General features: G+C 75.4%; 22 protein-coding genes. 9 read left to right on the forward strand and 13 right to left on the reverse strand.

Annotated features, from left to right (window positions below; genetic code table 11):
- The first annotated feature begins 15 nt into the window (after positions 1 to 15).
- A complete protein-coding gene (locus tag K3554_RS06400) occupies positions 16 to 708 on the forward strand; it encodes a GNAT family N-acetyltransferase (RefSeq protein WP_259945065.1) in 693 nt (230 codons plus the stop codon).
- Here K3554_RS06400 and K3554_RS06405 read toward each other — a convergent pair.
- A complete protein-coding gene (locus K3554_RS06405; RefSeq protein ID WP_259945067.1) occupies positions 705 to 1,412 on the reverse strand; it encodes a response regulator in 708 nt (235 codons plus the stop codon). The two genes, K3554_RS06400 and K3554_RS06405, sit on opposite strands and share 4 nt — an antisense overlap.
- 98 nt (positions 1,413 to 1,510) lie before the next feature.
- Between K3554_RS06405 and mce the strand changes: the two genes are divergently transcribed.
- Both mce and K3554_RS06415 read left to right on the forward strand, forming a co-directional pair.
- Positions 1,511 to 1,915 (forward strand): methylmalonyl-CoA epimerase, encoded by a 405-nt coding sequence (mce, locus tag K3554_RS06410; protein WP_259945069.1) that lies wholly within the window; start codon positions 1,511 to 1,513, stop codon positions 1,913 to 1,915.
- 32 nt (positions 1,916 to 1,947) lie between these two features.
- Positions 1,948 to 2,187: a DUF1467 family protein gene (locus K3554_RS06415; RefSeq protein WP_259945071.1), complete on the forward strand. Its 240-nt coding sequence runs from the start codon at positions 1,948 to 1,950 to the stop codon at positions 2,185 to 2,187.
- Here K3554_RS06415 and K3554_RS06420 read toward each other — a convergent pair.
- From K3554_RS06420 to truA, 5 genes are all read right to left on the reverse strand, one after another.
- Positions 2,184 to 2,873 (reverse strand): EI24 domain-containing protein, encoded by a 690-nt coding sequence (locus K3554_RS06420; protein WP_259945072.1) that lies wholly within the window; start codon positions 2,871 to 2,873, stop codon positions 2,184 to 2,186. The genes K3554_RS06415 and K3554_RS06420 overlap by 4 nt on opposite strands.
- A complete protein-coding gene (locus tag K3554_RS06425) occupies positions 2,870 to 3,463 on the reverse strand; it encodes a nitroreductase family protein (RefSeq protein WP_259945073.1) in 594 nt (197 codons plus the stop codon). The genes K3554_RS06420 and K3554_RS06425 overlap by 4 nt, the downstream gene beginning before the upstream one ends.
- A gap of 57 nt (positions 3,464 to 3,520) precedes the next feature.
- Positions 3,521 to 3,730 carry a cold-shock protein gene (locus K3554_RS06430; protein WP_259945074.1) on the reverse strand — a complete coding sequence of 70 codons (210 nt, stop codon included), beginning with the start codon at positions 3,728 to 3,730 and terminating at the stop codon, positions 3,521 to 3,523.
- A 146-nt stretch (positions 3,731 to 3,876) separates the two neighbouring features.
- A complete protein-coding gene (locus K3554_RS06435) occupies positions 3,877 to 6,495 on the reverse strand; it encodes a hypothetical protein (RefSeq protein ID WP_259945076.1) in 2,619 nt (872 codons plus the stop codon).
- 121 nt (positions 6,496 to 6,616) lie between these two features.
- A complete protein-coding gene (gene truA, locus K3554_RS06440) occupies positions 6,617 to 7,390 on the reverse strand; it encodes a tRNA pseudouridine(38-40) synthase TruA (RefSeq protein ID WP_259945078.1) in 774 nt (257 codons plus the stop codon).
- A gap of 114 nt (positions 7,391 to 7,504) precedes the next feature.
- Between truA and K3554_RS06445 the strand changes: the two genes are divergently transcribed.
- Positions 7,505 to 8,893, forward strand: a complete 1,389-nt coding sequence (locus tag K3554_RS06445) for a YcjX family protein (RefSeq protein WP_259945081.1) — start codon at positions 7,505 to 7,507, stop codon at positions 8,891 to 8,893.
- A gap of 55 nt (positions 8,894 to 8,948) precedes the next feature.
- Here K3554_RS06445 and K3554_RS06450 read toward each other — a convergent pair whose 3' ends face one another.
- Entirely contained in the window at positions 8,949 to 9,095 is a 147-nt protein-coding gene (locus tag K3554_RS06450) for a hypothetical protein (RefSeq protein WP_259945084.1), read from the reverse strand.
- Between the two features lie 132 nt (positions 9,096 to 9,227).
- Here K3554_RS06450 and K3554_RS06455 point away from each other — a divergent pair, with 132 nt between their 5' ends.
- Together K3554_RS06455 and K3554_RS06460 are read left to right on the forward strand one after the other, a co-directional pair.
- A complete protein-coding gene (locus K3554_RS06455; protein WP_259945087.1) occupies positions 9,228 to 10,280 on the forward strand; it encodes a YcjF family protein in 1,053 nt (350 codons plus the stop codon).
- A 61-nt stretch (positions 10,281 to 10,341) separates the two neighbouring features.
- A complete protein-coding gene (locus K3554_RS06460) occupies positions 10,342 to 11,982 on the forward strand; it encodes an FAD-dependent oxidoreductase (protein ID WP_259945090.1) in 1,641 nt (546 codons plus the stop codon).
- Here K3554_RS06460 and K3554_RS06465 read toward each other — a convergent pair.
- Positions 11,979 to 12,851, reverse strand: coding sequence for a LysR family transcriptional regulator (locus K3554_RS06465; protein WP_259945093.1), 873 nt, complete (start codon positions 12,849 to 12,851; stop codon positions 11,979 to 11,981). The two genes, K3554_RS06460 and K3554_RS06465, sit on opposite strands and share 4 nt — an antisense overlap.
- A 103-nt stretch (positions 12,852 to 12,954) precedes the next feature.
- Between K3554_RS06465 and K3554_RS06470 the strand changes: the two genes are divergently transcribed.
- From K3554_RS06470 to K3554_RS06480, 3 genes are all read left to right on the forward strand, one after another.
- Positions 12,955 to 13,923: an NAD(P)-dependent alcohol dehydrogenase gene (locus K3554_RS06470; RefSeq protein ID WP_259945094.1), complete on the forward strand. Its 969-nt coding sequence runs from the start codon at positions 12,955 to 12,957 to the stop codon at positions 13,921 to 13,923.
- Positions 13,924 to 14,094: 171 nt separating this feature from the next.
- Positions 14,095 to 17,091, forward strand: coding sequence for an isoleucine--tRNA ligase (ileS, locus tag K3554_RS06475; protein WP_259945095.1), 2,997 nt, complete (start codon positions 14,095 to 14,097; stop codon positions 17,089 to 17,091).
- A 22-nt stretch (positions 17,092 to 17,113) separates the two neighbouring features.
- The gene (locus K3554_RS06480; RefSeq protein ID WP_259945097.1) at positions 17,114 to 17,317 is read left to right on the forward strand and encodes a DUF3253 domain-containing protein; all 204 of its coding nucleotides are present in this window, start codon (positions 17,114 to 17,116) and stop codon (positions 17,315 to 17,317) included.
- Between the two features lie 82 nt (positions 17,318 to 17,399).
- Here the strand turns inward: K3554_RS06480 and K3554_RS06485 are convergent, their stop codons facing one another.
- The 5 genes from K3554_RS06485 to lgt form a co-directional block, all read right to left on the reverse strand.
- Complete coding sequence (locus K3554_RS06485) at positions 17,400 to 18,563, reverse strand: alpha-hydroxy acid oxidase (protein WP_259945098.1); 1,164 nt, start codon at positions 18,561 to 18,563, stop codon at positions 17,400 to 17,402.
- 49 nt (positions 18,564 to 18,612) lie between these two features.
- Positions 18,613 to 18,753, reverse strand: a complete 141-nt coding sequence (locus K3554_RS06490) for a hypothetical protein (RefSeq protein WP_259945099.1) — start codon at positions 18,751 to 18,753, stop codon at positions 18,613 to 18,615.
- A 96-nt stretch (positions 18,754 to 18,849) separates the two neighbouring features.
- Complete coding sequence (gene pgeF / locus K3554_RS06495; RefSeq protein ID WP_259945101.1) at positions 18,850 to 19,596, reverse strand: peptidoglycan editing factor PgeF; 747 nt, start codon at positions 19,594 to 19,596, stop codon at positions 18,850 to 18,852.
- Positions 19,597 to 19,679: 83 nt separating this feature from the next.
- Positions 19,680 to 20,735 (reverse strand): class I SAM-dependent methyltransferase, encoded by a 1,056-nt coding sequence (locus K3554_RS06500; RefSeq protein ID WP_259945103.1) that lies wholly within the window; start codon positions 20,733 to 20,735, stop codon positions 19,680 to 19,682.
- Positions 20,732 to 21,625 carry a prolipoprotein diacylglyceryl transferase gene (gene lgt, locus K3554_RS06505; RefSeq protein WP_259945106.1) on the reverse strand — a complete coding sequence of 298 codons (894 nt, stop codon included), beginning with the start codon at positions 21,623 to 21,625 and terminating at the stop codon, positions 20,732 to 20,734. Before lgt ends, K3554_RS06500 begins: the two co-directional genes overlap by 4 nt.
- Between the last annotated feature and the right edge of the window lie 8 nt (positions 21,626 to 21,633).

Consider the following 21,633-nt stretch of genomic DNA (forward strand, 5'->3'; position numbering starts at 1 on the left):
TGCTATGGCGGGGGCATGGACGACGCTCTTGACTGGACCCCGCCGCTCGATTGGTCCCCGCCCGCGGCGCTGCACGGCGCGCACGTGCGGCTGGAGCGGCTCGCGCCCCGGCACGCGCCGGCGTTGCGCCGGGCGATGCTGGACGACGACTCGATCTGGCGGTGGCTGCCCTACGGGCCGTTCGCCTCGGACGAGGCCCACGCCGCGCACCTCGCCGCGCAGGCGGACGCGGAGGACCCGGCGTTCTACGCCATCGGCGCCGGGGACTGGCGGGGCGTCGGCGCGCTCATGCGGATCGATCGCCCGAACGGCGCGATCGAGATTGGCCACCTGTGCTTCGCGCCCGCGCTTCAGCGCACGATCGCCGCCACGGAGGCGCTGTTCCTCTTGGCCGACCACGCCTTCGCGAGCGGCTTCCGGCGGCTGGAGTGGAAGTGCGACGCCCGCAACGCCGCCTCGCGCCGCGCCGCCCTGCGCCTCGGGTTCGCCCACGAGGGCACGTTCCGGCAGGCGGCGGTGGTGAAGGGGCGGAACCGCGACACGGCGTGGTTCGCAATCCTTGACGGCGAATGGCCCGCCCTGCACGCGGCGGTCGCGGGGTGGCTGGAGCCCGGCAACTTCGTGCCGGACGGGACGCAGCGCTCCGCGTTGGGCGAGCGCACCGCGGAGGCGGTGCGCGGGCTGGGCCGCCCGGACGCCGGGGGCTAGACCACCTGCCGCTCGGACCGGCGCGCGCGGATCACGGCGCGGATGCGCTCGCGCAGCTCGTCCCCGGCGCCCGGGCCCGAGAGGGCGCGCGCCTGCGCCAGCAGCGCCGCGTCGCCGCCCGTGCGCGCCACGCCCTGCAGGAAGCCCGCCACGAAGTTCGGCGCCACGCCGCCCTCGTCGAGCAGCCGCTCGGCGTAGCCGAGGTCCTCGACCATGGCGAGCGGATCGGGGCGCACCGTCTCGGCGCCCACCTCGCGCAGTCCGAGCGGCCGGCGCTCTGCGGGCAGGAGGGCGAGCACGGCCTGTTGAAAGGCGGCGATGCTCGCGATCGGCTTGGGCAGGAAGCCGCCCGCCCCGGCCTCGCGCGCCGCGCGTTCCGCCTCGGCGCGGTCGAGGCCGGAGGTGGCAAGCAGGGCCGCGGGCGGCTTCGGCCCCGCGGCCATCCGCCCGATCAGCGCCAGCCCCGAGCCGTCGGGCAGCCCGAGGTCCACGATCGCCACGTCGGGGGCGTAGCGGCCCATGTGCCGCTCGGCCGAGGCGACGCAGTCGGCGCGGCGGATGCGCGCACCCGAGCGCAGGCACAGGAGGCGCAGCGCCTCGGACGCGAAGCGGCTGTCCTCGACCACCAGCACGGTGAGCCCGAGCAGGGGCCGCTGCGGCGTCGGCGCGGGCCGCGCGGGGGCGGTGAGCGTCAAGTCGTCCATCGGGGCCTCCATCCCTTGAGCCTCGGCCGCAATTTGACGAGATGGGCTTAATGGAAGGTGAACGCCCCGCGCCCGGGGCCGCCCGAGGAGGCCCGCCCATGATCGGACGACTGAACCACGTGGCCATTGCCGTGCCCGACCTGGAGACCGCCGCCGCGCAGTACCGCGATACGCTGGGCGCCACCGTGCGCGCGCCCCAGCCCGAGCCGGACCACGGCGTCACGGTGGTGTTCATCGAGCTGCCCAACACCAAGATCGAGCTGCTGCACCCCCTGGGCGACGACAGCCCCATCGCGGCGTTCCTCGCCAAGAACCCCTCGGGCGGCATCCATCACGTCTGCTACGAGGTGGACGACATCCTCTCCGCCCGGGACAGGCTGCAGGCCGCGGGCGCCCGGGTGCTGGGCACGGGCGAGCCGAAGATCGGGGCGCACGGCAAGCCGGTGCTGTTCCTGCATCCGAAGGACTTCACCGGCGTGCTCGTCGAACTGGAAGAATTATGATTGGCCCGTTTTCCGCCTTCGTCCTGTTCGCGATGATCTGGGCGCTGGCGATGATGGTGATGCTGCAGGTCGGCGTGCACACCCAGGGCGACGACAACGAGCGGGTCGAGGGCACCCATGGGTCCGCGCCGCAGACCGTGGGGCTGAAGCGGCGGCTCCTGTGGGCCACCGCCATCGCGCTCGCGCTCTGGGTGCCGCTGGTCTGGGTGATCCTGTCGGGCGTGGTGACGATGGACGGGCTGCGCGCGCTGACGGGGCGGCCGATCCCCTAGCGCGCGGCCCCGCGCAGGCGGTGGAACAAGTGGGTGAAGGCCGCCACGCCCACCACCGGGACCAGGAGGTTCAGGATTGGCACCGAGAGCGGGACCGCCATCAGCACGCCCGTGGCCCAGATCCGCGCCCGGTGCCGCCGGCGCCACTTCGCCGCGTCCTGCGAGGGCATGTGCCGGGCGGCCACGAGCTGCGCATACTCGCGGCCCAGCAGCAGGCCGTTCACGCCCCAGAAGATGAACAGCGCGAAGGGCGCGAGCACGAGGTAGGCGACGAGCGCCAGAAGGTTCGCGCCGATCACGATCCCGAGGAACCGCGCGGTCTCGGCCATCGCCTCGCCCCATCCTTGCGCGCGCGCGGGCGGCAGGCCGGGATAGTGCTTGCGCTCCACGGCCTCGGCGATGCGGTCGAGGAAGAGACCCGTGAAGGCCGAGGCCACGGGCACCATCAGGAACACCGAGGCCAGCAGCGTGAAGGGCACCGCGGCGAAGCCCGCCGCCTCGTCCAGCCACGTCACCGTGCCGATCCACGGCAGGGTCACGGACGGCCCCACCAGCCAGCGCGCGCCCCAGATCAAGAGCGCCGAGAAGCCCGCCAGCAGCAGCACCGACAGCCCCACGCCGCGCAGGAGCACGCCGCGGAAGCGCGGATCGCCGATCTGCCCGACGGCGAGCGCGACCTCCCTCACCGGTCCACCCAGCGAATGATGCGCGCGAGGTCGGGGCGCGGACGCTCGGGCGGCACGGCGCCCTCGGTGCCGATCACCACGAAGCCCGCGACCCACTGCGACGGCTCCAGCCCGAGGCCGCCCCGCAGGAACGCCTCGTCGTAGGCTACCGCCCCGGTCAGCCAGTTCGCGCCCCAGCCCTCGGCGTGGGCGGCGTTCAGGAGCGCGAGGCACAGGGCGCCGGCGCTGAGGGTCTGCTCGATCTCGGGGATGGCCTCGGACGGCTCGGGCGCGGCCACCACCGCCACCACGAGCGGCGCGTCGCGGAACTGCGCGGCCAGCTTCGGGGCCTTGTCGGGGGCGATCTCGGCGGCGCGGGCCTCGGCCAGCGCGCCGAGCCGCTGCAATGCCGCGCCCCCCAGCACCACGAGGCGCCACGGCTCGAGCTTGCCGTGGTCGGGCACCCGCAGGGCCACTTCGAGGATGCGCTCCAGCGCGGCGCGATCGGGCGCGGGCGCCCGCAGGGTCTTGGCCGGGCGCGAGCGGCGCCCGGCGAGGAAGCGCCGCACCTCCGGCAGGGGGCGAAGCGGCTCGATGGTGGGGGTGGTCATGCGCCTCTCCGTTGCGACACCGGGTGGCATGTCGCAACGGGCGGCGCGCGGCACAAGTCAGTCCAGCACCACCAGCTCCACGGCGCTGGCGCGCCCGTCGCGACCCTCGCGCAGCTCGTACTGCACCTTCTGGTCGTCGCGCAGGCCCGTCAGCCCCGCCCGCTCCACGGCGGAGAAGTGGACGAAGATGTCCTTTCCGCCGTCGTCGGGCGCGATGAAGCCGTAGCCCTTGGTGGAATTGAACCATTTCACGGTTCCGGTGGCCATGCTGCGGCCCTCCCTGCGTGGTGGTCCCGCCCGCGGAACGCGGCGGCGCGGCGCCGGGACTCGGGTCCGATCCGCCCGGCACGGAGGTCGAGATATCGCCCGCGGGGAGGTTGGCAAGGCGGCGGCCCCGCCTCCGGGGCCGCCCGTCAGGAGCGGGGCATCCGCAGCTCGAGGTTGCGGCCGCCGCGCTGGTAGCGCAGCACGCCGTCGCCCACCGCGATCACCCGGCCGCGGTCGAGCCGGTCGCCCACCTCCACCTTCACGTAGCGCCCGTTGGCCAGGCGCACGAGCGCGCGGCGGCTGCTGGCGCTGCCGTAGGTGCCGATCAGGTTGATGCGGTTGAGGCTGATCTGGTTCGTCTCGGTCGCGGCGCGGTTCACGTTTCCGCCCGCGGAGCGGAGGGTCTGGCGGGTGGCGCTGGCGGCAGGGGTGGGCGCGCGGGGCGCGGTGCGCTGGGCGTCGGCCTCGGCGCGGGCCGCCTGCTGCACCACGCTGCTGGGCCGCGCACCGGGGCGGCCCGAGCGGGGCAGGGCCAGCGCGGAGACGTCCTCGTCCTCCTCCGCGGCCGCTTCGGCATCCTCCTCGGCCAGCGCGACCAGCGAGGCGGCCGCCGACTCGCGCGCCGCGGCGAGCGCCGCCTCGTCCACGCCGGGGCGCGGCGCGGGGCGCACCCGCAGCAGCGCGGCGCGGCGGGCGGGGTCGATCTCGATCTCGGGCGCGGGCGGGGCGGTGTCCAGGACCACCTCGCCGGCGCGCGGCTGGGGGCGAACGCGGGCCAGCGCAGCGCGGCGCGCGACCTCCTCGGGGTCCGGCGGGACCGGAAGCGCCTCGGCGGGCTCGGGCGCGTCGGTGCCCGCGACCGCCGCCTCCGCGTCGGAGGGCGCGGCGTCGGCGGCCGGGGCCTCCGGGGCCACGGGCGCGGCGGCGGCCTGCGCCTCGGCACCATCTAGCTCGCCGGTCGGCGCGGGCGCCTCGGCCTGCTCGGCGGACGGCGCGGGCTCGGCGGGCGCCTCGGGTGCGGCCGCCTCGGCCTCGGGCGCCGCACCAGCGAGCGCGGCTGGGGCGACGGGCGTGGCGGGCCCTTCCGCGGCGGGCGCGGCGTCACCGCCCTCGGGCGCGGATAGCGCGGCGGCGGCGTCCCCTTCGGCAGGGGCCGTCCCGGAGGCCGCCGCGAGGGCGGGCGGCGCGTCGGGCTCGTCGGGCGCCGCGCCGGCGGCGGGCGCGATCGGCACCAGTTGCACGGCCGGCCCGGCCTCGGGCGCCGCGGCGACGTCGCCGGACGGCTCGGGCGCGCCGGCGGGCGCGGGCGCGACGGCGGCGCGCGGCGCGGCGGGACCGCCGGGGCCGGCGGGCGCGGCGGCGACCTCGCTCGTGCCGTCCGCGGGGGCCTCCGGCAGGCGCACCGGCTCGGGTGCGGCGATCGTTCCGGAAGCGGTGGCCGCGCGCGGGGCAGGCGCCGCCGTCTCGGTGTCGTCATCGCCCGAGGTCTGCGTGCGCACGGCGCCGAGCACCGTCTCGGGGCCGGCCGCGGGCTCGTCGAGGAACAGCGCGGCCCACCCCGCCACGCCGCCCATCCCGGCGATCAGCAGGAGCGTGAGCGCGAGGCCCACGCGGCGCGGCCGCGCCCTCGGGGGCGATTGCGCGGCCGGTGCTGCGGCGGCTTCGGCCTTGCGCGAGCGCGCCTCGGCCACGAGGCCCGAAACCCGCTCGGGCTCCGCGCGCGGGAGCGAGGACACCGCGCCCACGAGCGAGGTGGCGGCGAGGTGCCGGGTCGGGCCGGCGGGCGCGTCCTTCGGCGCGTCCGGCGCGGACGTCCGCGTCACGCCCGAAAGGCGCGGCGCGGCGTCGGCGGCAGCCTCGCCCGCACGGCGCGACGCGAAAGCCGGGGCGGCAGGGGAGGGCGCAGGGTCACCGCCGGTATCGACGGGAGCGTCGACGGGGGGCGGAGCTTCCTCCGGCGGGGCGGGGGAGACGGGTTCGGTCGGGGCGGCGGCCTGCACCGGGGCCTCGACCGGCGCCGGCGGCGCGACCGGGGCGGCCTCAGGCGTCGCCGGCTCCGCGGTGCCGTCCGGCTCCGCATCGCCCGCCGGCGGGGCCGATGGCTCCGGCTGCGGTGCTGCGACCGCTGCCGCGGCGGGTTCGGGCCGGGGTTCGGGCTCCGCTTGCGGTTGCGGCTCGGGCTCGGGTTTCGGTTCGGGCTCGGGCTCGGGCAAGGGCGGCGCGGCAACGACGCGGAACGGGGCGCCCGGCGGCTCGACGCGCTCGCCGTCCAGCATCTCGGCGGCGACCGCGGTGGGCCCGAACCAGGGCACGCCGCGGAACTTGCCCTCCTCGGGGCGGGCGCAGAAGCCCACGGGGCGGAACCCGTGCTCGGCCGCGAAGCCCTCGGCCTCCAGCAGCGTGTCGAGCGCCGCCACCGCGACCTCGAGCCGGTCGCCGCGCTGCACGTAGTCGAAGGCGAGGTCCTCGACGGCGTAGGGCGTGCGCCCCTGCAGGGCCTGCCGGATGGTGACCTCGGGGCGGCGGTCGTCGCGGTCGTAGGTGCTGAACAGCAGCTGGCTGTCGGGCAGCACGACGTAGCAGGGGGCGTCCGCGCCCACGCGCCGTTCGCCCCGCGCGCGCAGCCGGGCGAGCGCGTCGCCGAAGTCCGGATCGTCCAGCCGCACCACCCCCTCGCGCCACCACGCGCCCCCCTCCGCCTCGGGCGGGCGCGAGAGGAGCGCGACGGAATCGAGCGAAAGATCGAGGGCGAGCAACGGTTTCATGGGACGGACCTTCGAGGGGCGGGCGCGGGCGGGACGCGGAAGGGATCGGGGGCGGGACGGCGTTCGCCCGAGCCCAATCCTAGGGCAAGCGGCGCGGTGGCGGCAAGCAGGCGGCGGGCCGTCAGCCGAGGTCCGCGAACGGGTCCGCCTCGTAGCCCACGCCGCACAGCGTCAGGCCCCCGGGCGGGGCGACTGGGCCGCAGGCGGCGCGGTCGCGTGCCGCGAGCGCCTCGCCCACGCGTTCGGGCGCCCAGGCGCCGGCCCCGACGCGCTCGAGGGTGCCGGCGATGGAGCGCACCTGGTTGTGGAGGAACGAGCGCGCGCGCAGGTGCAGGCGGATCTCCGCGCCGCCGGGATAGGGCAGGGCCTCGACCTCCAGCGCGTCGAGCGTGCGGACCGGCGAGTCCGCCTGGCAGATCGAGGCCCGGAAGGTGGTGAAGTCGTGCCGCCCCACGAGGTGCGCTGCGCCCGCCCGCATGGCCTCGGGGTCGAGCGGCCCCGGCACGCGCCAGGCCAGCCCCCGCTCCAGCGCGAGCGGGGCGCGCCGCGATATGATGCGGAAGACGTAGCGCCGCTCGCGGGCGCTGAAGCGCGCATGCCAGTCGTCCGCGACGCGGGCGCAGGCCGTCACGGCGACCGGCTCGGGCTTCAGGTGAAAGTTGATGGCCTCGGCCAGCCGGAACGGCTCCCAGTCGCGGGCGAGGTCGGCGTGGGCGACCTGGTGCGTTGCGTGGACGCCCGCGTCGGTGCGCCCGGCGGCGGCCACGCGCGGCTCGGGGCCGAGGCGGCCCAGCGCCTCCTCCAATGCCTGCTGCACCGAAGCTGGCCCGTCCTGCCGCTGCCAGCCCGCGAAGGGCCGGCCGTCGTATTCGAGGCGGAACGCGTAGCGGGGCATGGGCGCGCCCTAGCGCCGGGGCGCGGGGGCGGCAAGCGGGGCGGGCGCGCGCCCCGCCCTTGCCCCCGCGTCCCCGCCGCCCCTATCTGCCGGGGAACGGAAAGGGGGACGCACATGGTGATCGGACGCCTCGCGGAGACGGCCCTGGACGCCGCCGGTGCCCTGGGCCACGCGGTCACCGACGTGTTCGACCCGACGCTGCGCCTCGGCGTCACCGGCCTGTCGCGCGCGGGCAAGACGGTGTTCGTGACCTCGCTGGTGGCCAACCTCGTGGACCGGGGCCGGATGCCGGGGCTGCATGCCGGCCCGCGCATCGAGGCGGCGTTCCTTCAGCCCCAGCCCGACGACGCGGTGCCGCGCTTCGACTACGAGACCAACCTCGCCGCCCTCACGGGAGCCGCGCCGCACTGGCCCGAGGGCACGCGCTCCATCTCCACGCTGCGCCTGTCGGTGCGCTCGCGGCAGGGGGGCATGCTCGCGGGTCTGCGCGGCGCGCGCACGCTCCACGTCGACATCGTGGACTACCCCGGCGAGTGGCTGCTCGACCTTGCGCTGCTGCCCCTCGACTACGAGGCCTGGTCGGCGCGGGCCTTGGGCCGCCTCACCGCCTGGGGCGCGGGCGGCTACCGCGCCGCGCTGGAGACGGCTCGCCCCGACGCGCCCATGGAGGAGCCCGAGGCGCGGCGCCTCGCGGTGGCCTACGCCGCCGCTCTGGGGGCCGCGCGCGAGGCGGGCGCGTTCGATCTGACCCCCGGGCGCTTCCTGCTGCCCGGCGAGATGGAGGGCTCGCCGGCCCTCACCTTCGCGCCGTTGCCGCCCTCGGAGGCGCCGCGCGGCTCGCTCGCCCGCGAGTTCGCGCGCCGCTTCGAGGCCTACAAGAGCCGCGTGGTGCGCCCCTTCTTCCGCGAGCACTTCGCGCGCATCGACCGGCAGGTGGTGCTGGTGGACGTGCTGGAGGCGCTGCGCCGCGGCCCCCGCGCCATGGAGGAGCTGCAGGAGGCCGTCACCGACATCTTGCGCGCCTTCAACCCCGGCCGCACGGGCTGGCTGCTCTCCCTCGTGGGCGGACGGCGCATCGACCGCATCCTGTTTGCCGCCACCAAGGCCGACCATCTGCACCACGCGCAGCACGCGCGGCTGGAGGCGATCCTGGAGCGGATCGTGCGCGCGGCCCGCGACCGCGCCGACTTCGCGGGCGCCGAGACGCGCACCGTGGCGCTGGCCGCGCTGCGGGCCACCACCGAGGAGGAACGAGAGGTGGGGGGCGAGCGGGTCGGGTTGGTGCGCGGCACGCTGGAGGACGGGCGCGCGGTAGCGCTCTCGCCCGGGGACCTGCCCGACGATCCGGCGCGGCTGGTGCCGGGGCCGGAGGGGCGCTGGCTGGACGGCGACTACGACGTGATGCGCTTCCGCCCCGCGCCGCACACGCTGCGCCGGGGCGACGGACCGCCGCACATCCGCATGGACCGCGCGGCCGAGTTCCTGATTGGCGACCGGCTCTGAACGGGAACGGGCCGCCCACTGGGGCGGCCCGTCTGGTGTTCCGGCGCAGGGCGCGTCATGCCGGGTCGGGAACCTCCCCGTCGGCGATGCCAGCCTCGGAGCGGGTCGCGAGCGAAGCCACGAAGAGGCTCAGCCCGAGTGCCACCCAGAACACGGGCATGTCCGTGAGGGCGGGGCCGCTCATGAGGGTGCAAACGTTCATCAGTGTCTCCTCGTTGATCTGTCCACCATTTCCCACCCGCGCATGTCCAGAATTGGGCGCCGAGGTGGTCCACGCTTGCCTGCGGTTCACGTATCCATAGGTAAAGGGACCAGAGCCCCCGCAGGAGCCGACATGGCGAAACAACCGTCCCGCCGGGGCGCCGTGCTGATCGAGTTGGATCCGGCGCCCGCCGCCGAGGCCCGCGCCGCCGCCGCGGACGCGCCCGAACCGGACGCGCCCGCCTCGCCCGCCACCGCGCCGCCCGTGCCCGACGCCGCCCCTGCGGGCGCGCCCACGGGCCGGGCCATGCAGACCCTCGCCACCCTCTCGGCCCGCCCCGAGCGGGGGCTGGGGCGCTGGGTGCTGGGCACCTTCCTCGCGCTCCTCGGCTTCGCGTTGTCGGTGGCGGCGTGGGACTTCGCCGCCTCGCTGATGGCAGAGCGGGCCTGGCTGGGCTGGACCGCGATCGCCCTCATTTCGGCCTTCGTCGTCGCCTGCCTCGCGGTGGCGCTGCGCGAGCTGTCCGCCCTGCGCCGCCTCGCGCGGATCGACGAAATCCACGCCATGGCCGCCGCCGCCACCGACCTCGCCGCCGCGCGCCGCGTGGCCGACCGGCTGGTCAGCTTCTACGCCGCGCGCCCCGACACCGCCTGGGGCCGCGAGCGGCTGGCCGAGCGCACGGGCGACGTGTTCGACCCGGATGCCGTGCTGGCCCTGGCCGAGCGCGAGCTGCTCGCCCCCCTCGATGCCGCCGCCGCGCGCGAGGTCGAGGCCGCCGCCCGGCAGGTGGCGCTGGTGACGGCCGTGGTGCCGCTCGCGCTGGCGGACGTGGCCGCGGCCCTGGTCTCGAACCTGCGCATGATCCGCCGCGTCGCGCTGGTCTACGGCGGGCGCGGCGGCACGCTGGGCTCGTGGCGGCTGGCGCGCACCGTGTTCACGCATCTGGCGGCGACGGGGGCCGTGGCGGTGGGCGACGACATGATCCACTCGGTCGCGGGCGGCGGCGTCCTGTCCCGCGTTTCGCGCCGCTTCGGCGAGGGGCTGGTGAACGGCGCGCTCACGGCGCGGGTGGGGCTGGCCGCGATGGAGGTGTGCCGCCCGCTGCCCTTCGCCGCCCTAGCCCCGCCGCGCGTCTCGGCGCTGGTGGGCCGCTCCATGACCGGGCTGTTCGACCGCGACGATTGATCCGGGAACGATCCGGCGCCCCCGCGCGATCCCCTCGCGACACACGCAAAGGACGATCCCGATGGAAAGCCTCGCCGAGGACCTGCGGACCATGGCCCGCACCCCGCTCACCGACGAGCACGTCGAGGCGCTGCGCCGCATCGCCGAGGAGCGCACGTACCCCGCCGGCGCCATGCTGGCCGAGCCGGGCAAGCCCCTCGACACGTTCCAATACCTGCTGGAGGGCGAGGCCGAGGCCGTGGACGCCGTGACCGGCGAGCGCATCGGCCCCGACGGGGCCACCCTCGGGCCGGGGCAGTTCGCGGGCGAGGTGGGCTTCCTGACCGGCTCGGGCGCCATGCTGCCCGTGCGCTGCATGTCCGAATGCCGCATCCTGGAAGCCCCGCGCGAGGCGATGCTCGAGCTTATGAGTCGCTACCCCGAGGCCTCGGACATCGTGGTCACCGTGCTCGCCGCGCGCCGCCGCGAGCTGCTTCAGGGCAACAGCTCGTCGCTGACCCTCGTGGGCGTGGAGCGCGACCGGCACATCCGCTCGATCGCGGCCTTCGCCCAGCGCAACCGCATCCCGTTCCGCACGCTCGAGGTCGAGGACGTGCGCGAGGGGCGCCTGCCCGAGGACTGCTCGGCGATTCCCGCGGAGCCCTGCGTGGTGTTCGGCCGCGACCACGTGATGGAGGCGCCGACCACGGCCAAGGTCGCGCGTCTCTTCGGCCTCGACCTCGACCTCGGGCCCTCCGAGGTCCACGACGTGCTGATCGTGGGCGGCGGCCCCGGCGGCGTGGCGGCGGCGGTCTACGCGGGCGCCGAGGGACTCTCGGCGCTGGTGATCGAGGACGCCACCATCGGCGGGCAGGCGGGCACCTCCAGTCGTATCGAGAACTACATGGGGTTCCCGACCGGCATCTCGGGCGCCGACCTGTGCTGGCGCGGCGAGGTGCAGGCCATGAAGTTCGGCACCCGCTTCGCCGTGCCCCGCCGCGCCGTGGACATGCGCCGGCGCGAGGACGGCATCCTGTGCGTCACGCTCGACGACGGCACCGAGTGCTGCGCCCGCGCCGTGGTGCTGGCCTGCGGGGTGCAGTACCGCCGCCTGCCGCTCGACCGGCTCGAGGAGTTCGAGGGCGCCGGCATCTACTATGCCGCCACCGAGTTCGAGGCCCGCTTCTGCCGCGACGCCCAGGTGGTCGTGGTGGGGGGCGGCAACTCGGCGGGGCAGGCGGCGATGTTCCTCAGCCGCCATGCCGCCTGCGTGCACCTCCTGGTGCGCGAGGACCGGCTCGGGGCCATGTCGAGCTACCTCAGCCGGCGGCTGGAGGCGAGCGAGCACGTGCGCGTGCGCCTCTCGACCGAGATCGCCGCGCTGGAGGGCGGCGAGGCGCTGGAGGCGGTCACCCTCAAGGGCGACGGCGTGGAGGAGGGCGACGAGCGCATCGAGACCCCGGCCGCCTTCGTGATGGTCGGCGCCGCGCCCAACACCGACTGGCTGGCGGACGACGTCGCCGTGGACGATGCCGGCTTCGTGCTGACCGGCGAGGCGGCGGGGCGCGAGTCGCCCTTCGAGACCTCGATGGACGGCGTGTTCGCGATCGGCGACCTGCGCGCGGAGTCGGTGAAGCGCGTGGCCTCGGCGGTGGGCGAGGGGTCGGTGGTGATCTCCCGCGTCTGGGAGCACGTGCAGAAGGTGCGCGACGGCGAGGGCTAGCCCGCGTCCCGGGCCGCCACCAGCGCGTCGGCAAGGAAGTCCGCCAGCAGCCGCACCCGCCGCACCCGGCGCAGCTCGCCGTGCAGCAGCACCCAGGTGGAGCGGCGGCGGTCGAGCGCCGTTCCGGGCACCCGCTGCAGCTCGGGAAAGGCGCGCTGCACCCAGGTCGCCAGGAACGTCATGCCCGCCCCGGCCCGCGCGAGGTGCAGGTGCATCCCCGGATCGGGCACGGCGTGGCGCACGCGCGCGGCCGGGAAGGGCGTGGCGTCGATCATCCGGCGCAGTTCCGGCGCGTCGCCGTAGCCGATCCAGCTCAGCCCCTCGCCGTGCGGTCCCGCCGCGGGCAGGTGCCGGTCGAGGTAGGCCCGCGAGGCGAAGACGCCCAGCTCCAGCGCGAACAGCTTGCGCCCCACCGCGTCCTCGTCGACGGCCAGAACGTGGCGCACCGAGACGTCCGTCTCGCCCGCCGGGATCGAGTCGAGCGCGTAGTCGAGACGCAGTTCCACGTCGATCTCCGGGTAGAGCCCTGCGAACTCCGCGAGCGCCGGGGCCAGCAGGTGGTGCGCCGTCATCGGATCGGCCGAGAGCCGCACCCGCCCCGCCGCCTCGCGGTCGAGGCCCTGCACCGCGGCCCGCCCCCGCAGGAGCGCCGCCTCGGCCTCCTCGGCGCGGGGCAGGAGGCGCCGTCCGGCGGCCGTCAGCGTCAGGCCGCCCGTGGTCCGTCGGAAGAGCTGCGTGTCGAGCTGCGCCTCCAGCCCCTCGATCTGCCGCCGCACGGTCGCATGGGTGCCGCCCAGCCGCTCGGCCGCGGCGCGCAGCGAGCCGTCGCGGGCGACGGCGAGGAAGGCGGGCAGGGCTTTCCAGTCCATGGGCGCGGTTCGTTTTCGATCCGGGGCGGGTCATCCTAGGGCATTCGCGGATCGATCTCGACCCTCTATCCGGACGCCGACCCCGAACGGAAAGGAGCCTGCCATGACCTACGATGCCTGGGAAATCCGCCGCTACGGCGGCCCCGAACGGCTCGCGCCGGTGGTGCGTCCCCTGCCGGAGCCGGGACCGGGCGAGGTGCTCGTGCGCGTGCGCGCCTCGGCCGTGACCCGCGCCGACACGATGATGCGCGCCGGCCGGCCCCGCTTCGCCCGCCTCTTCCTCGGCCTGCGCCGTCCCCGCGCCGCCCTGAGCGGCACGGGCCTCTCGGGCGAGGTGATCGCCGCGGGGCCCGGAGTGCGGCGCTTCGCTGTGGGCGACGCCGTGTTCGGCGAGGCGGGGATGCGCTTCGGCGCGAACGCGAGCCACATCCTCCTGCCCGAGGACGGGGTGCTCATGCCAAAGCCCGACGCCCTCACCCACGAGGAGGCGGCGGTGATGTGCGACGGGCCGCTGACCTCGTGGCACTTCCTCACCCGCGTGGCGGAGCTGCGGGCGGGAGAGGGGGTGCTGGTCCTCGGCGGCTCGGGCAGCCTCGGCAGCGCGGCGGTGCAGATCGCCGCCGCGCTCGGCGCGGATACGACCGCCACCACCACGCGCAACGCCGCGATGGTGGCGGCCGTCGGCGCGCACCGGGTCGTGGACCCGCGCAGGGAGGACGTGTTCGCGGGCGGGCCCTTCGACGTGGTGTTCGACACGCTGGGGCTCTCGGGCTTCGCGGAGGCCCGCCCGCACCTCGCGCCGCGGGGCCGCTACCTCTGCCCGGTGCTGGGGCTCGCGCTCCTGCGGGACATGGCCCGGTCCCGGATGCGCGACGGGCCGCGCGCCCTGTTCTCGGCGGCCGGCCTGCAGGACGCGGCCACCCTCCGCGGCGGCCTCGCGGCCCTCCTGGAGATGGTGCACGCGGGCACCTTCGCCCCGCAGATGGACCGGATCTATCCGCTGCGCGACCTCGTGGAGGCGCACCGCTACGTGGAGACGGGGCGCAAGCGCGGCAACGTGGCGGTGGTCTGAGGGGCGCCTTTACCCCCCGCGGCCCCCTGCCTATAACGCCGCCGATGCACCATCCGGCCCGCATATCGCGAATTCGCCGCCCGGCGCCCCGCCGCTGATCCGCGCGGGGTAGCCGGGCCGCACGCCGCGCCGACGCGCGCCCTTCCATTCCCCATTCGCGAGACCGCCCCCATGTGCGCCGACACGCCCGAAGCTCCCGACTACAAGTCCACCCTGCATCTGCCGCGCACCGACTTCCCGATGCGCGCCGGGCTCCCGAAGCGCGAGCCGGCGTGGCTGGAGCGCTGGGCGCGGATGGGCATCTACGACCGTTTGCGCGCCAAGGCGGGCCGGGAGCGCTTCGTGCTCCACGACGGGCCTCCTTACGCCAACGGCCACCTCCACATGGGCCACGCGCTCAACAAGACGCTGAAGGACTTCGTGGTGCGCTCGCACCAGATGATGGGCTTCGACGCGCCGTACGTCCCCGGCTGGGACTGCCACGGCCTGCCGATCGAGTGGAAGATCGAGGAGAAGTACCGCAGCAAGGGCCAGGACAAGGACGCGGTCGACGTGTCCGAGTTCCGCGGCGAGTGCCGCGAGTTCGCGCGCGGCTGGGTCGACGTGCAGCGGGACGAGTTCCAGCGCCTCGGCATCACCGGCAACTGGGCCGACCCCTACCTGACCATGGCGCATCACGCCGAGGCGGTGATCGCGGGCGAGTTCCTGGAGTTCGTGCGCAATGGGCTGGTGTACCAGGGCTCGAAGCCCGTGATGTGGTCGCCCGTGGAGCGCACCGCGCTGGCCGAGGCGGAGGTGGAGTACCACGACCGCCAGACCGACGCCGTCTGGGTGGCCTTCCCCGTCGTCGAGGCCGCGAGCACGCTCTACGACCTTGAGGCGGACCTGCCCTTCGAGGAGGAGACGCAGGAGACCCGCGCCGCCGTGGCCGCGGCCACGGTCACGCGCGAGCAGCAGCTCGAGGCCGCGCGCGTGCTGATCTGGACCACCACGCCTTGGACGCTGCCCTCGAACCGGGCGATCTGCTTCGGGCCCTCCATCGAGTATGGCCTCTACGAGGTGACGGGCACGCCCGAGGAATCGTGGGTCTCGGTGGGCGACACGTTCCTAGTCGCCGACGCCCTCGCCGAGGAGGCGCTGGGCGCCATGCGGCTGGAATCCGGTCAGTGGCGCCGCGTGCGCCCCGTGCAGCCCGAAGAGCTTGCCGCCCTCCGCTGCGCCCACCCCCTGCGCGGCGCGGACGGCGCGGACGGTGAGTGGGACTACGACGTGCCCCTGTTCCCGGGCGCCCACGTCACCGACGACGCCGGCACGGGCTTCGTGCACACCGCGCCCAGCCACGGCGACGACGACTACGCGATCGGCGTCGAGCACGGCCTGCCCATGACCTACAACGTCGAGGCCGACGGCACCTTGCGCGCCGACCTGCCGTTCTTCGGCGGCGAGGCCATCGTGCAGGCGAGCGGCAAGCCCGGCGGCGCCAACAAGGCGGTGATCGAGCGCATGGTCGCGGCCGGCGCGCTGATGGCGCGGCGGCGCATCACCATCTCGGACGCCCATTCCTGGCGCTCCAAGGCCCCCGTGATCCGCCTCAACCGGCCCCAGTGGTTCGCCGCCATCGACCGCCCCGTGGGCGACGGCCGCGACGCGCACGGCGAGACGATCCGGGCGCGGGCGCTCACCTCCATCGACCAACTGGTGGAGTGGACGCCGCGGCGCGGTCGCAACCGGCTCCACGCCATGATCGAGAACCGCCCCGACTGGGTGCTCAGCCGCCAGCGCGCCTGGGGCGTGCCCCTGGTTCTGTTCACGAAGCGGGGCGCGAAGGCGGACGATCCGGACTTCATCCTGCGCGACGACGCCGTGGACGCGCGCATCCTCGAGGCCTTCGAGGCCGAGGGCGCGGACGCCTGGTACGCGGCGGGCGCCAAGGCGCGGTTCCTCGGGGCGGACCACGATCCCGAGGCCTGGGACCAGGTGTTCGACATCCTCGACGTGTGGTTCGACTCGGGCTCCACCCACGCCTTCGTGCTGCGCGACCGCGAGGACGGCACCGCGGACGGCATCGCCGACGTCTATCTGGAAGGCACCGATCAGCACCGGGGCTGGTTCCACTCGTCCATGCTGCAGGGCTGCGGAACGAAGGGGCGCGCGCCTTACAAGGCGGTCGTGACCCACGGCTTCACGCTCGACGCGAAGGGCGTGAAGATGTCGAAGTCGCTCGGCAACATCGTCGCGCCCCAGAAGATCGTGGACCAGTACGGCGCCGACATCCTGCGCCTGTGGGTGGCGCAGGTGGACTACACCGCCGACCACCGCATCGGCGACGAGATCCTCAAGGGCGTGGCCGATGGCTACCGGCGCCTGCGCAACACCCTGCGCTACATGCTGGGTTCGCTGGGCGACTACGATCCCGCGAAGGCCGCCGACCCGATCGAGATGCCGGAGCTGGAGCGCCTGATCCTCCACCGCCTCTCGGAGCTCGACGACGAGGTGCGCGAGGGCTACCGCCGCTTCGACTTCGCCGGGGTCTGGAACGCCGTGTTCCAGTTCTGCACGAATGACCTGTCGGCCTTCTACTTCGACGTGCGCAAGGACGCGCTCTACTGCGACGGGGACACGCTGCGGCGGCGCTCGGCGCTCACCGTGCTCGACATCCTGCACAGGCGCATCGCCGCATGGCTCGCGCCGATCCTGCCCTTCACCATGGAGGAAGCGTGGCTGGAGCGCTTCGGGGGCGAGGAGTCGTCGGTGCACCTCGAGGACTTCCCCGAAGCGAACCCCGGATGGCGCGACGACGCGCTGGCTGGGAAGTGGGCGCGCGTGCGCGCGGCGCGCCGCGTCGTGACCGGGGCGCTGGAGGTGGCGCGGCGCGACAAGGTGATCGGCTCGTCGCTGGAGGCGGCGCCGGTGGTGCACGTGGACCCGGACACCAAGGCGCTGCTGGACGGCGTGGCCTTCGACGACGTGTGCATCGTCTCGGACGTCGTGCTCTCCGACGCCGACGCCCCGCCCGAGGCGTTCCGCTCCGAGGAGGGCGGCGTCGCGGTGGTGTTCCGGCACGCCGAGGGCGGCAAGTGCCTGCGCTGCTGGAAGGTGCTGCCCGACGTGGGCCGGCACGGCCACGACGGGGTCTGCGGCCGCTGCGATGCCGCGCTCTCCGACTGACGGCGCGGTCGCGGCGGCGATCTTGGCGCTCACGGCCGAGCGGTCGCCCCGCTCGGTCTGCCCCTCCGAGGTGGCGCGGGCGCTGGCCGGGGACTGGCGCCCGCTGATGGCGCAGGTCCGCCGGGTGGCCGGAGGGCTGGCAGAGGTCGAGGCGACGCAGGGCGGGGCGGTGGTGGACCCGCAGGCGGCGCGGGGGCCGATCCGGTTGCGGCGGGTCGGGGGGTAGCGTTCACGTCCCGACCGTTCCGCCCCTGGCGGGCCGAGGCCCCGGACCCGATCCGGGGCCTCGGCCAACCACCCGCGCCGTCTTACCGGATCGACGCGCCCCCCCGACCGATCAACCGCCCCTTCGCGTCCGCCAGCCGCTCGATCCCAAGCTGCGCCATGTTGCACTCCAGGTCGTCGCGCAGGACGTGCACGAGGTGATCCAGCCCCCGCGGCCCGAGGGCGGCCAGCGCGAAGAACCACGCCTTGCCGAGGAACACGAAGCTTGCGCCGAGGGCCACCGCGCGCAGGACGTCCAGCCCGCCCGCGACGCCGGAGCAGAAGAACACCGGCGCCCGGCCCGCGACGACGCCGGCCACCTCGCGCAGGTTGTCGATCGCCGCCGGCCCGCCCTCGAACTGGCGGCCCGAGTGGTTCGACACCCAGATGCCGTCCACGCCGAGGCCGAGCAGCCGCTCGGCGTCCACCCCCTCCTGCACGCCCTTCACCACGAGGGGGCCGTCCCACTCCTCGCGCAGGGCGCTGATGTAGGCGTCGTCCGGATAGCCCCGGATCAGGCGGCCCGCGTGGACGAAGGCGTCCGCGCCCGTGCGGTCGCCGACGTATCCTTCGGGAAAGCGCATCCGGGGCATGCCGCCCATCCGCGCGTGGCCCATGGCCCATGCCGGGTGCAGGGCCATGTCGAGCGCCATCGCGGGCGTGACCACGGGGGGCATGGAGATGTTGGCGCGGCGCTGGCGCTCGCGGCGCGACTCGCCGGGCACGTCCACGGTGACGACTAGCACCCGCCAGCCCGCGTCCTTGATCCGCCGCAGCATGTCCCGGCGTATCCCTGCGTCGTTGACCGGGTAGTGCTGGAACCAGCCCAGATCGCCGGCGATGGGGCCGGTGTCCTCGGGCGTGGCGGCGGCCACGGTGCTCTGGCCGTAGGGGATGCCGTGGCGCGCGGCGGCGCGGGCGAGGTGACGCTCCGCGTCCGGCCAGATCATGCCCGCGAAGCCCACGGGCGCGATGCCGAAGGGCAGGGGGTGCGGGCCGAAGGCATCCGCGGAGAGGTCGAAATCGAGAGGCCCGCGCAGGATCGCGGGCTGGAAGCGCACCGCGTCGAGGCCGGCGCGGTTCGCGTGGACGCCGCGCTCGGTGCCGGTGCCCGAATCGAGGTACTCGAAGGCGAAGCGAGGCATGCGCCGGCGGGCGCGGGCGCGCAGGTCGGAGATGGCGGGGTAGCGGAGGTCGAGATCGGGCATGGGCGCAGTTGCGCCCCGCCCGGCGGGGTTGTCCAGCGGGGGCGTGGCCTCAGCTGGCGGCGGCCTCGATGCGCTCGGGCACGCGGCGGTCGATCATGGCGGCACGGCGCGCGCCGCGGGTCCACGGCATCACCGGGCGCTCGGTGCGAGCGGCTTCGACGACGGCGTCGATGAAGGTCTTGCTGGACATCGCGATCTCTCCCTGAGGCGTGAGCCCGGTGTGACGGGGCCTCGCGGCGGGGCGGGGGCGGAGACGTGGCGCGGTCCGGGTGTTCCCGTGGCGCCGCTAGAGCCGGATCGCGGCGATGAGACGGCCATAATCGGGCTCGCCCCGGTGGGTGGCCCGGCGGTAGGAGTAGAACCGCGCCTCGTCGGCGTAGGTGCAGTGGCCGGTCCACTCGGCTTCCACGCCCGCGCGGCGCAGGCGGTGGAGGCCGTAGCCCGGCAGGTCCAGCATCATCCGGTCGCCCTCGCCGTTCGCGAAGAAGCGCGCGGCCTCCGCGTCCTCGGCCAGGAAGGCGTCCAGCATCTCGGGCCCCACCTCGTAGTTGCGCTGCGAGATCGACGGGCCGATGGCCGCGCGGATCGTGCGCGCGCCGAGCGCCTCCATCGCCTCCAGGGTCGCCTCCAGCACACCGCCGAGCGCACCCTTCCAGCCCGCATGGGCCGCCCCGATGACGCCGGCCTCGCGGTCCTCGAACAGCACCGGCTGGCAGTCGGCGGTGAGGATCGCGAGCGCCTCGCCGGGGCGGTCGGTGACGAGCGCGTCGGCCTTCGGACGCGGCTCGCCCAGGGGGCCGTCCACGCGCACCACGTCCGCCGAATGGACCTGGTGCACCCCGTGGAGGTGATCGGGCGCGACGCCGAGATGCGCGGCCACCCGCTCGCGGTTCATCTGAACCGCGCCGCGCTGGTCGCGGCTGCCGAGCCCGGCGTTCAGCCCCTCGTAGAGCCCCGACGAGGCACCGCCCGCGCGGGTGAAGAACCCGTGCGGCGCAGCGATGAGGTCGGAGCGGATGGCGTCGAGGGTCATGCCACCGGAGTGCGCGGTGCGACGGGGCGGGTCAAGGCGCATGCGGGGCGGGGGGAAGGAACGGCGCGGACCGGCTCGCGCCCCTAGTCCCCGAAGCCCGGCGGCAGCGGGGCGCCCGCGGGCACGAGGGCGAGGGCCTTGAACAGATCGCCCATCTCGGAGGGGTGAAGGAGGCGCCGGTGCGCGGCGGCCAGCGCCTCCACCGCGGCGGCGTCGCGGCCCCGGGCGAGGGCCTGCACGCGCGCCGTGGCGCCGAGCCGCTCCAGCAGCACGCCCTGCCGCTCCATCCCCGAGACGCGCAGGCCCGGCACGCCCCCGGCGGCCAGCGCCACCGCCTCGAAGTCCACGTGGGCCGTGAGGTCGGCCTCGCCCGGATCGGCCAGCGGGTCGACCGCCGCGCCCGCACGCACCGCCTGCAGCGTGTCGCCGCGCGAGCGCCAGTGCCCGTAGTCCACGAAGATCGCCGCGCCCCCCTCGGCCACCCGCCGCGCGATGGCGGCGACCACGCCGGGCAGGGCAGGGCAGCGCTCCACCACCGTGCCGTCGGGGACGTCGAAGCGGTCCAGCTCGGGGACGAGGGCGGGTGGACCGGCGGCGAAGGCGAGCGCGCCCTCCCGCTCCGTCACCAGCACCTCGGACCAGCCATCGCCCGCGCGCCGCCACTGGCGCACCGGCAGGGCGTCGAGGAACTCGTTGGCGACGAGCAGGAGGGGGCCGTCCGGCAGGGCGTCCACCGTGTCGTGCCAGGTGGGATCGTGGTCGCCGAGACGCTTGGCCTGCTCCGCGCGCAGGGCGGGCGAGGCCTCCACGAGGTGGAGGCGGAGCGCGTCATGGAAGCCGGGAACGCGCGCGGTGGCGCGCAGGGCGTCGGCCATCAGTGTGCCGCGCCCCGGTCCCGGCTCCGCCAGCGTCACGGGCGCGGGCGCCCCCTGGTCGAGCCACGCCTGCGCGAGGGCCAGTCCCAGCAGCTCGCCGAACACCTGGGAGATCTCGGGCGCGGTGGTGAAGTCGCGGCCCAGCGGGTCGCGGCGCACGTAGTAGCCCCATTCGGGGTGCACGAGGCAGTCGTGCATCCAGTCGGCCACGGTCATCGGCCCCGCGGCTCGGATGCGCCGCAGGAGGTGGTCGCGCAGGCTCACGCCGTGCGGCGCCGGCCCGCCGCCACCGCCAGCGCCATCGCGCCGAGGCCCACGACGAGCATCGGCAGGCTCAGCACCTGTCCCATGCTCAGGCCGAACTCCGGCGAGCCGACCACGTGGCCGAGCGGGTTCTCTGGGGTGATGTACTGGGCGTCGGCCACGCGGAACCGCTCCACGAAGATGCGCGCCGTCGCATAGCCGGCGAGGAACAGCCCCGTCACGAAGCCGGGCCGCTTCAGCGCCCCGCGCGCGGCCACGATCCAGAGCACGGCCAGCAGCACCACGCCCTCCAGCAGCGCCTCGTAGAGCTGCGAGGGATGGCGCGCGCAGGCCGCCGCGGCCGTGGCGCAGGCCTGCGCGGCCTCGCCGGGAAACACCACCGCCCACGGCAGGTCCGAGGGACGGCCCCACAACTCGGCGTTGATGAAGTTCGCGAGCCGCCCCAGCGCGAGGCCCAGCGGCGTGGCCAGCGCGGCCACGTCCAGCATCTGCCGGATCGGCACGCCGTTCTTCAGCGCGAAGGCGATCACGGCGAGGCCGGTGGCGATCATGCCGCCGTGGAAGCTCATTCCGCCCTCCCAGACGGCGAGGATCTCGCCGGGGTTCGCGAAGTAGTGCTCGGGCCGGTAGAACAGCACGTAGCCCAGCCGCCCGCCCAGGATCACGCCGAGCGTCGCCCAGGTCATGGCGTCCTCGATCTGCGCCCTGGTCATCGGCGCGGTGCCGCCCGGCCACCACTCGGTATGCGCGACGGCCGCGCGGGCGAGCGCCCACCCCCCGAGGATCGCGGCGATATAGGCCAGCGCGTACCAGCGCAGCGCGAAGTCGAAGCCGCCGAGCGAGAGCGTGAAGATCTCGGGCGCGATGTCGGGGAAGGGGATCACGAGCATGGGCCGTG

Source organism: Jannaschia sp. W003 (genome assembly GCF_025144335.1).
Lineage (GTDB): Bacteria > Pseudomonadota > Alphaproteobacteria > Rhodobacterales > Rhodobacteraceae > Jannaschia.

Bases quoted from the DNA above. Each gene is read 5' to 3' on its own strand.
- K3554_RS06470 (WP_259945094.1), top strand. From the start codon at position 12,955: ATGACCTACGATGCCTGGGAAATCCGCCGCTACGGCGGCCCCGAACGG.
- K3554_RS06445 (WP_259945081.1), top strand. From the start codon at position 7,505: ATGGTGATCGGACGCCTCGCGGAGACGGCCCTGGACGCCGCCGGTGCC.
- K3554_RS06400 (WP_259945065.1), top strand. From the start codon at position 16: ATGGACGACGCTCTTGACTGGACCCCGCCGCTCGATTGGTCCCCGCCC.
- mce (WP_259945069.1), top strand. From the start codon at position 1,511: ATGATCGGACGACTGAACCACGTGGCCATTGCCGTGCCCGACCTGGAG.
- K3554_RS06460 (WP_259945090.1), top strand. From the start codon at position 10,342: ATGGAAAGCCTCGCCGAGGACCTGCGGACCATGGCCCGCACCCCGCTC.
- K3554_RS06405 (WP_259945067.1), bottom strand. From the start codon at position 1,412: ATGGACGACTTGACGCTCACCGCCCCCGCGCGGCCCGCGCCGACGCCG.
- K3554_RS06485 (WP_259945098.1), bottom strand. From the start codon at position 18,563: ATGCCCGATCTCGACCTCCGCTACCCCGCCATCTCCGACCTGCGCGCC.
- pgeF (WP_259945101.1), bottom strand. From the start codon at position 19,596: ATGACCCTCGACGCCATCCGCTCCGACCTCATCGCTGCGCCGCACGGG.
- K3554_RS06415 (WP_259945071.1), top strand. From the start codon at position 1,948: ATGATCTGGGCGCTGGCGATGATGGTGATGCTGCAGGTCGGCGTGCAC.
- truA (WP_259945078.1), bottom strand. From the start codon at position 7,390: ATGCCCCGCTACGCGTTCCGCCTCGAATACGACGGCCGGCCCTTCGCG.
- K3554_RS06430 (WP_259945074.1), bottom strand. From the start codon at position 3,730: ATGGCCACCGGAACCGTGAAATGGTTCAATTCCACCAAGGGCTACGGC.
- ileS (WP_259945095.1), top strand. From the start codon at position 14,095: ATGTGCGCCGACACGCCCGAAGCTCCCGACTACAAGTCCACCCTGCAT.
- K3554_RS06435 (WP_259945076.1), bottom strand. From the start codon at position 6,495: ATGAAACCGTTGCTCGCCCTCGATCTTTCGCTCGATTCCGTCGCGCTC.
- lgt (WP_259945106.1), bottom strand. From the start codon at position 21,625: ATGCTCGTGATCCCCTTCCCCGACATCGCGCCCGAGATCTTCACGCTC.
- K3554_RS06455 (WP_259945087.1), top strand. From the start codon at position 9,228: ATGGCGAAACAACCGTCCCGCCGGGGCGCCGTGCTGATCGAGTTGGAT.
- K3554_RS06490 (WP_259945099.1), bottom strand. From the start codon at position 18,753: ATGTCCAGCAAGACCTTCATCGACGCCGTCGTCGAAGCCGCTCGCACC.
- K3554_RS06425 (WP_259945073.1), bottom strand. From the start codon at position 3,463: ATGACCACCCCCACCATCGAGCCGCTTCGCCCCCTGCCGGAGGTGCGG.
- K3554_RS06450 (WP_259945084.1), bottom strand. From the start codon at position 9,095: ATGAACGTTTGCACCCTCATGAGCGGCCCCGCCCTCACGGACATGCCC.
- K3554_RS06465 (WP_259945093.1), bottom strand. From the start codon at position 12,851: ATGGACTGGAAAGCCCTGCCCGCCTTCCTCGCCGTCGCCCGCGACGGC.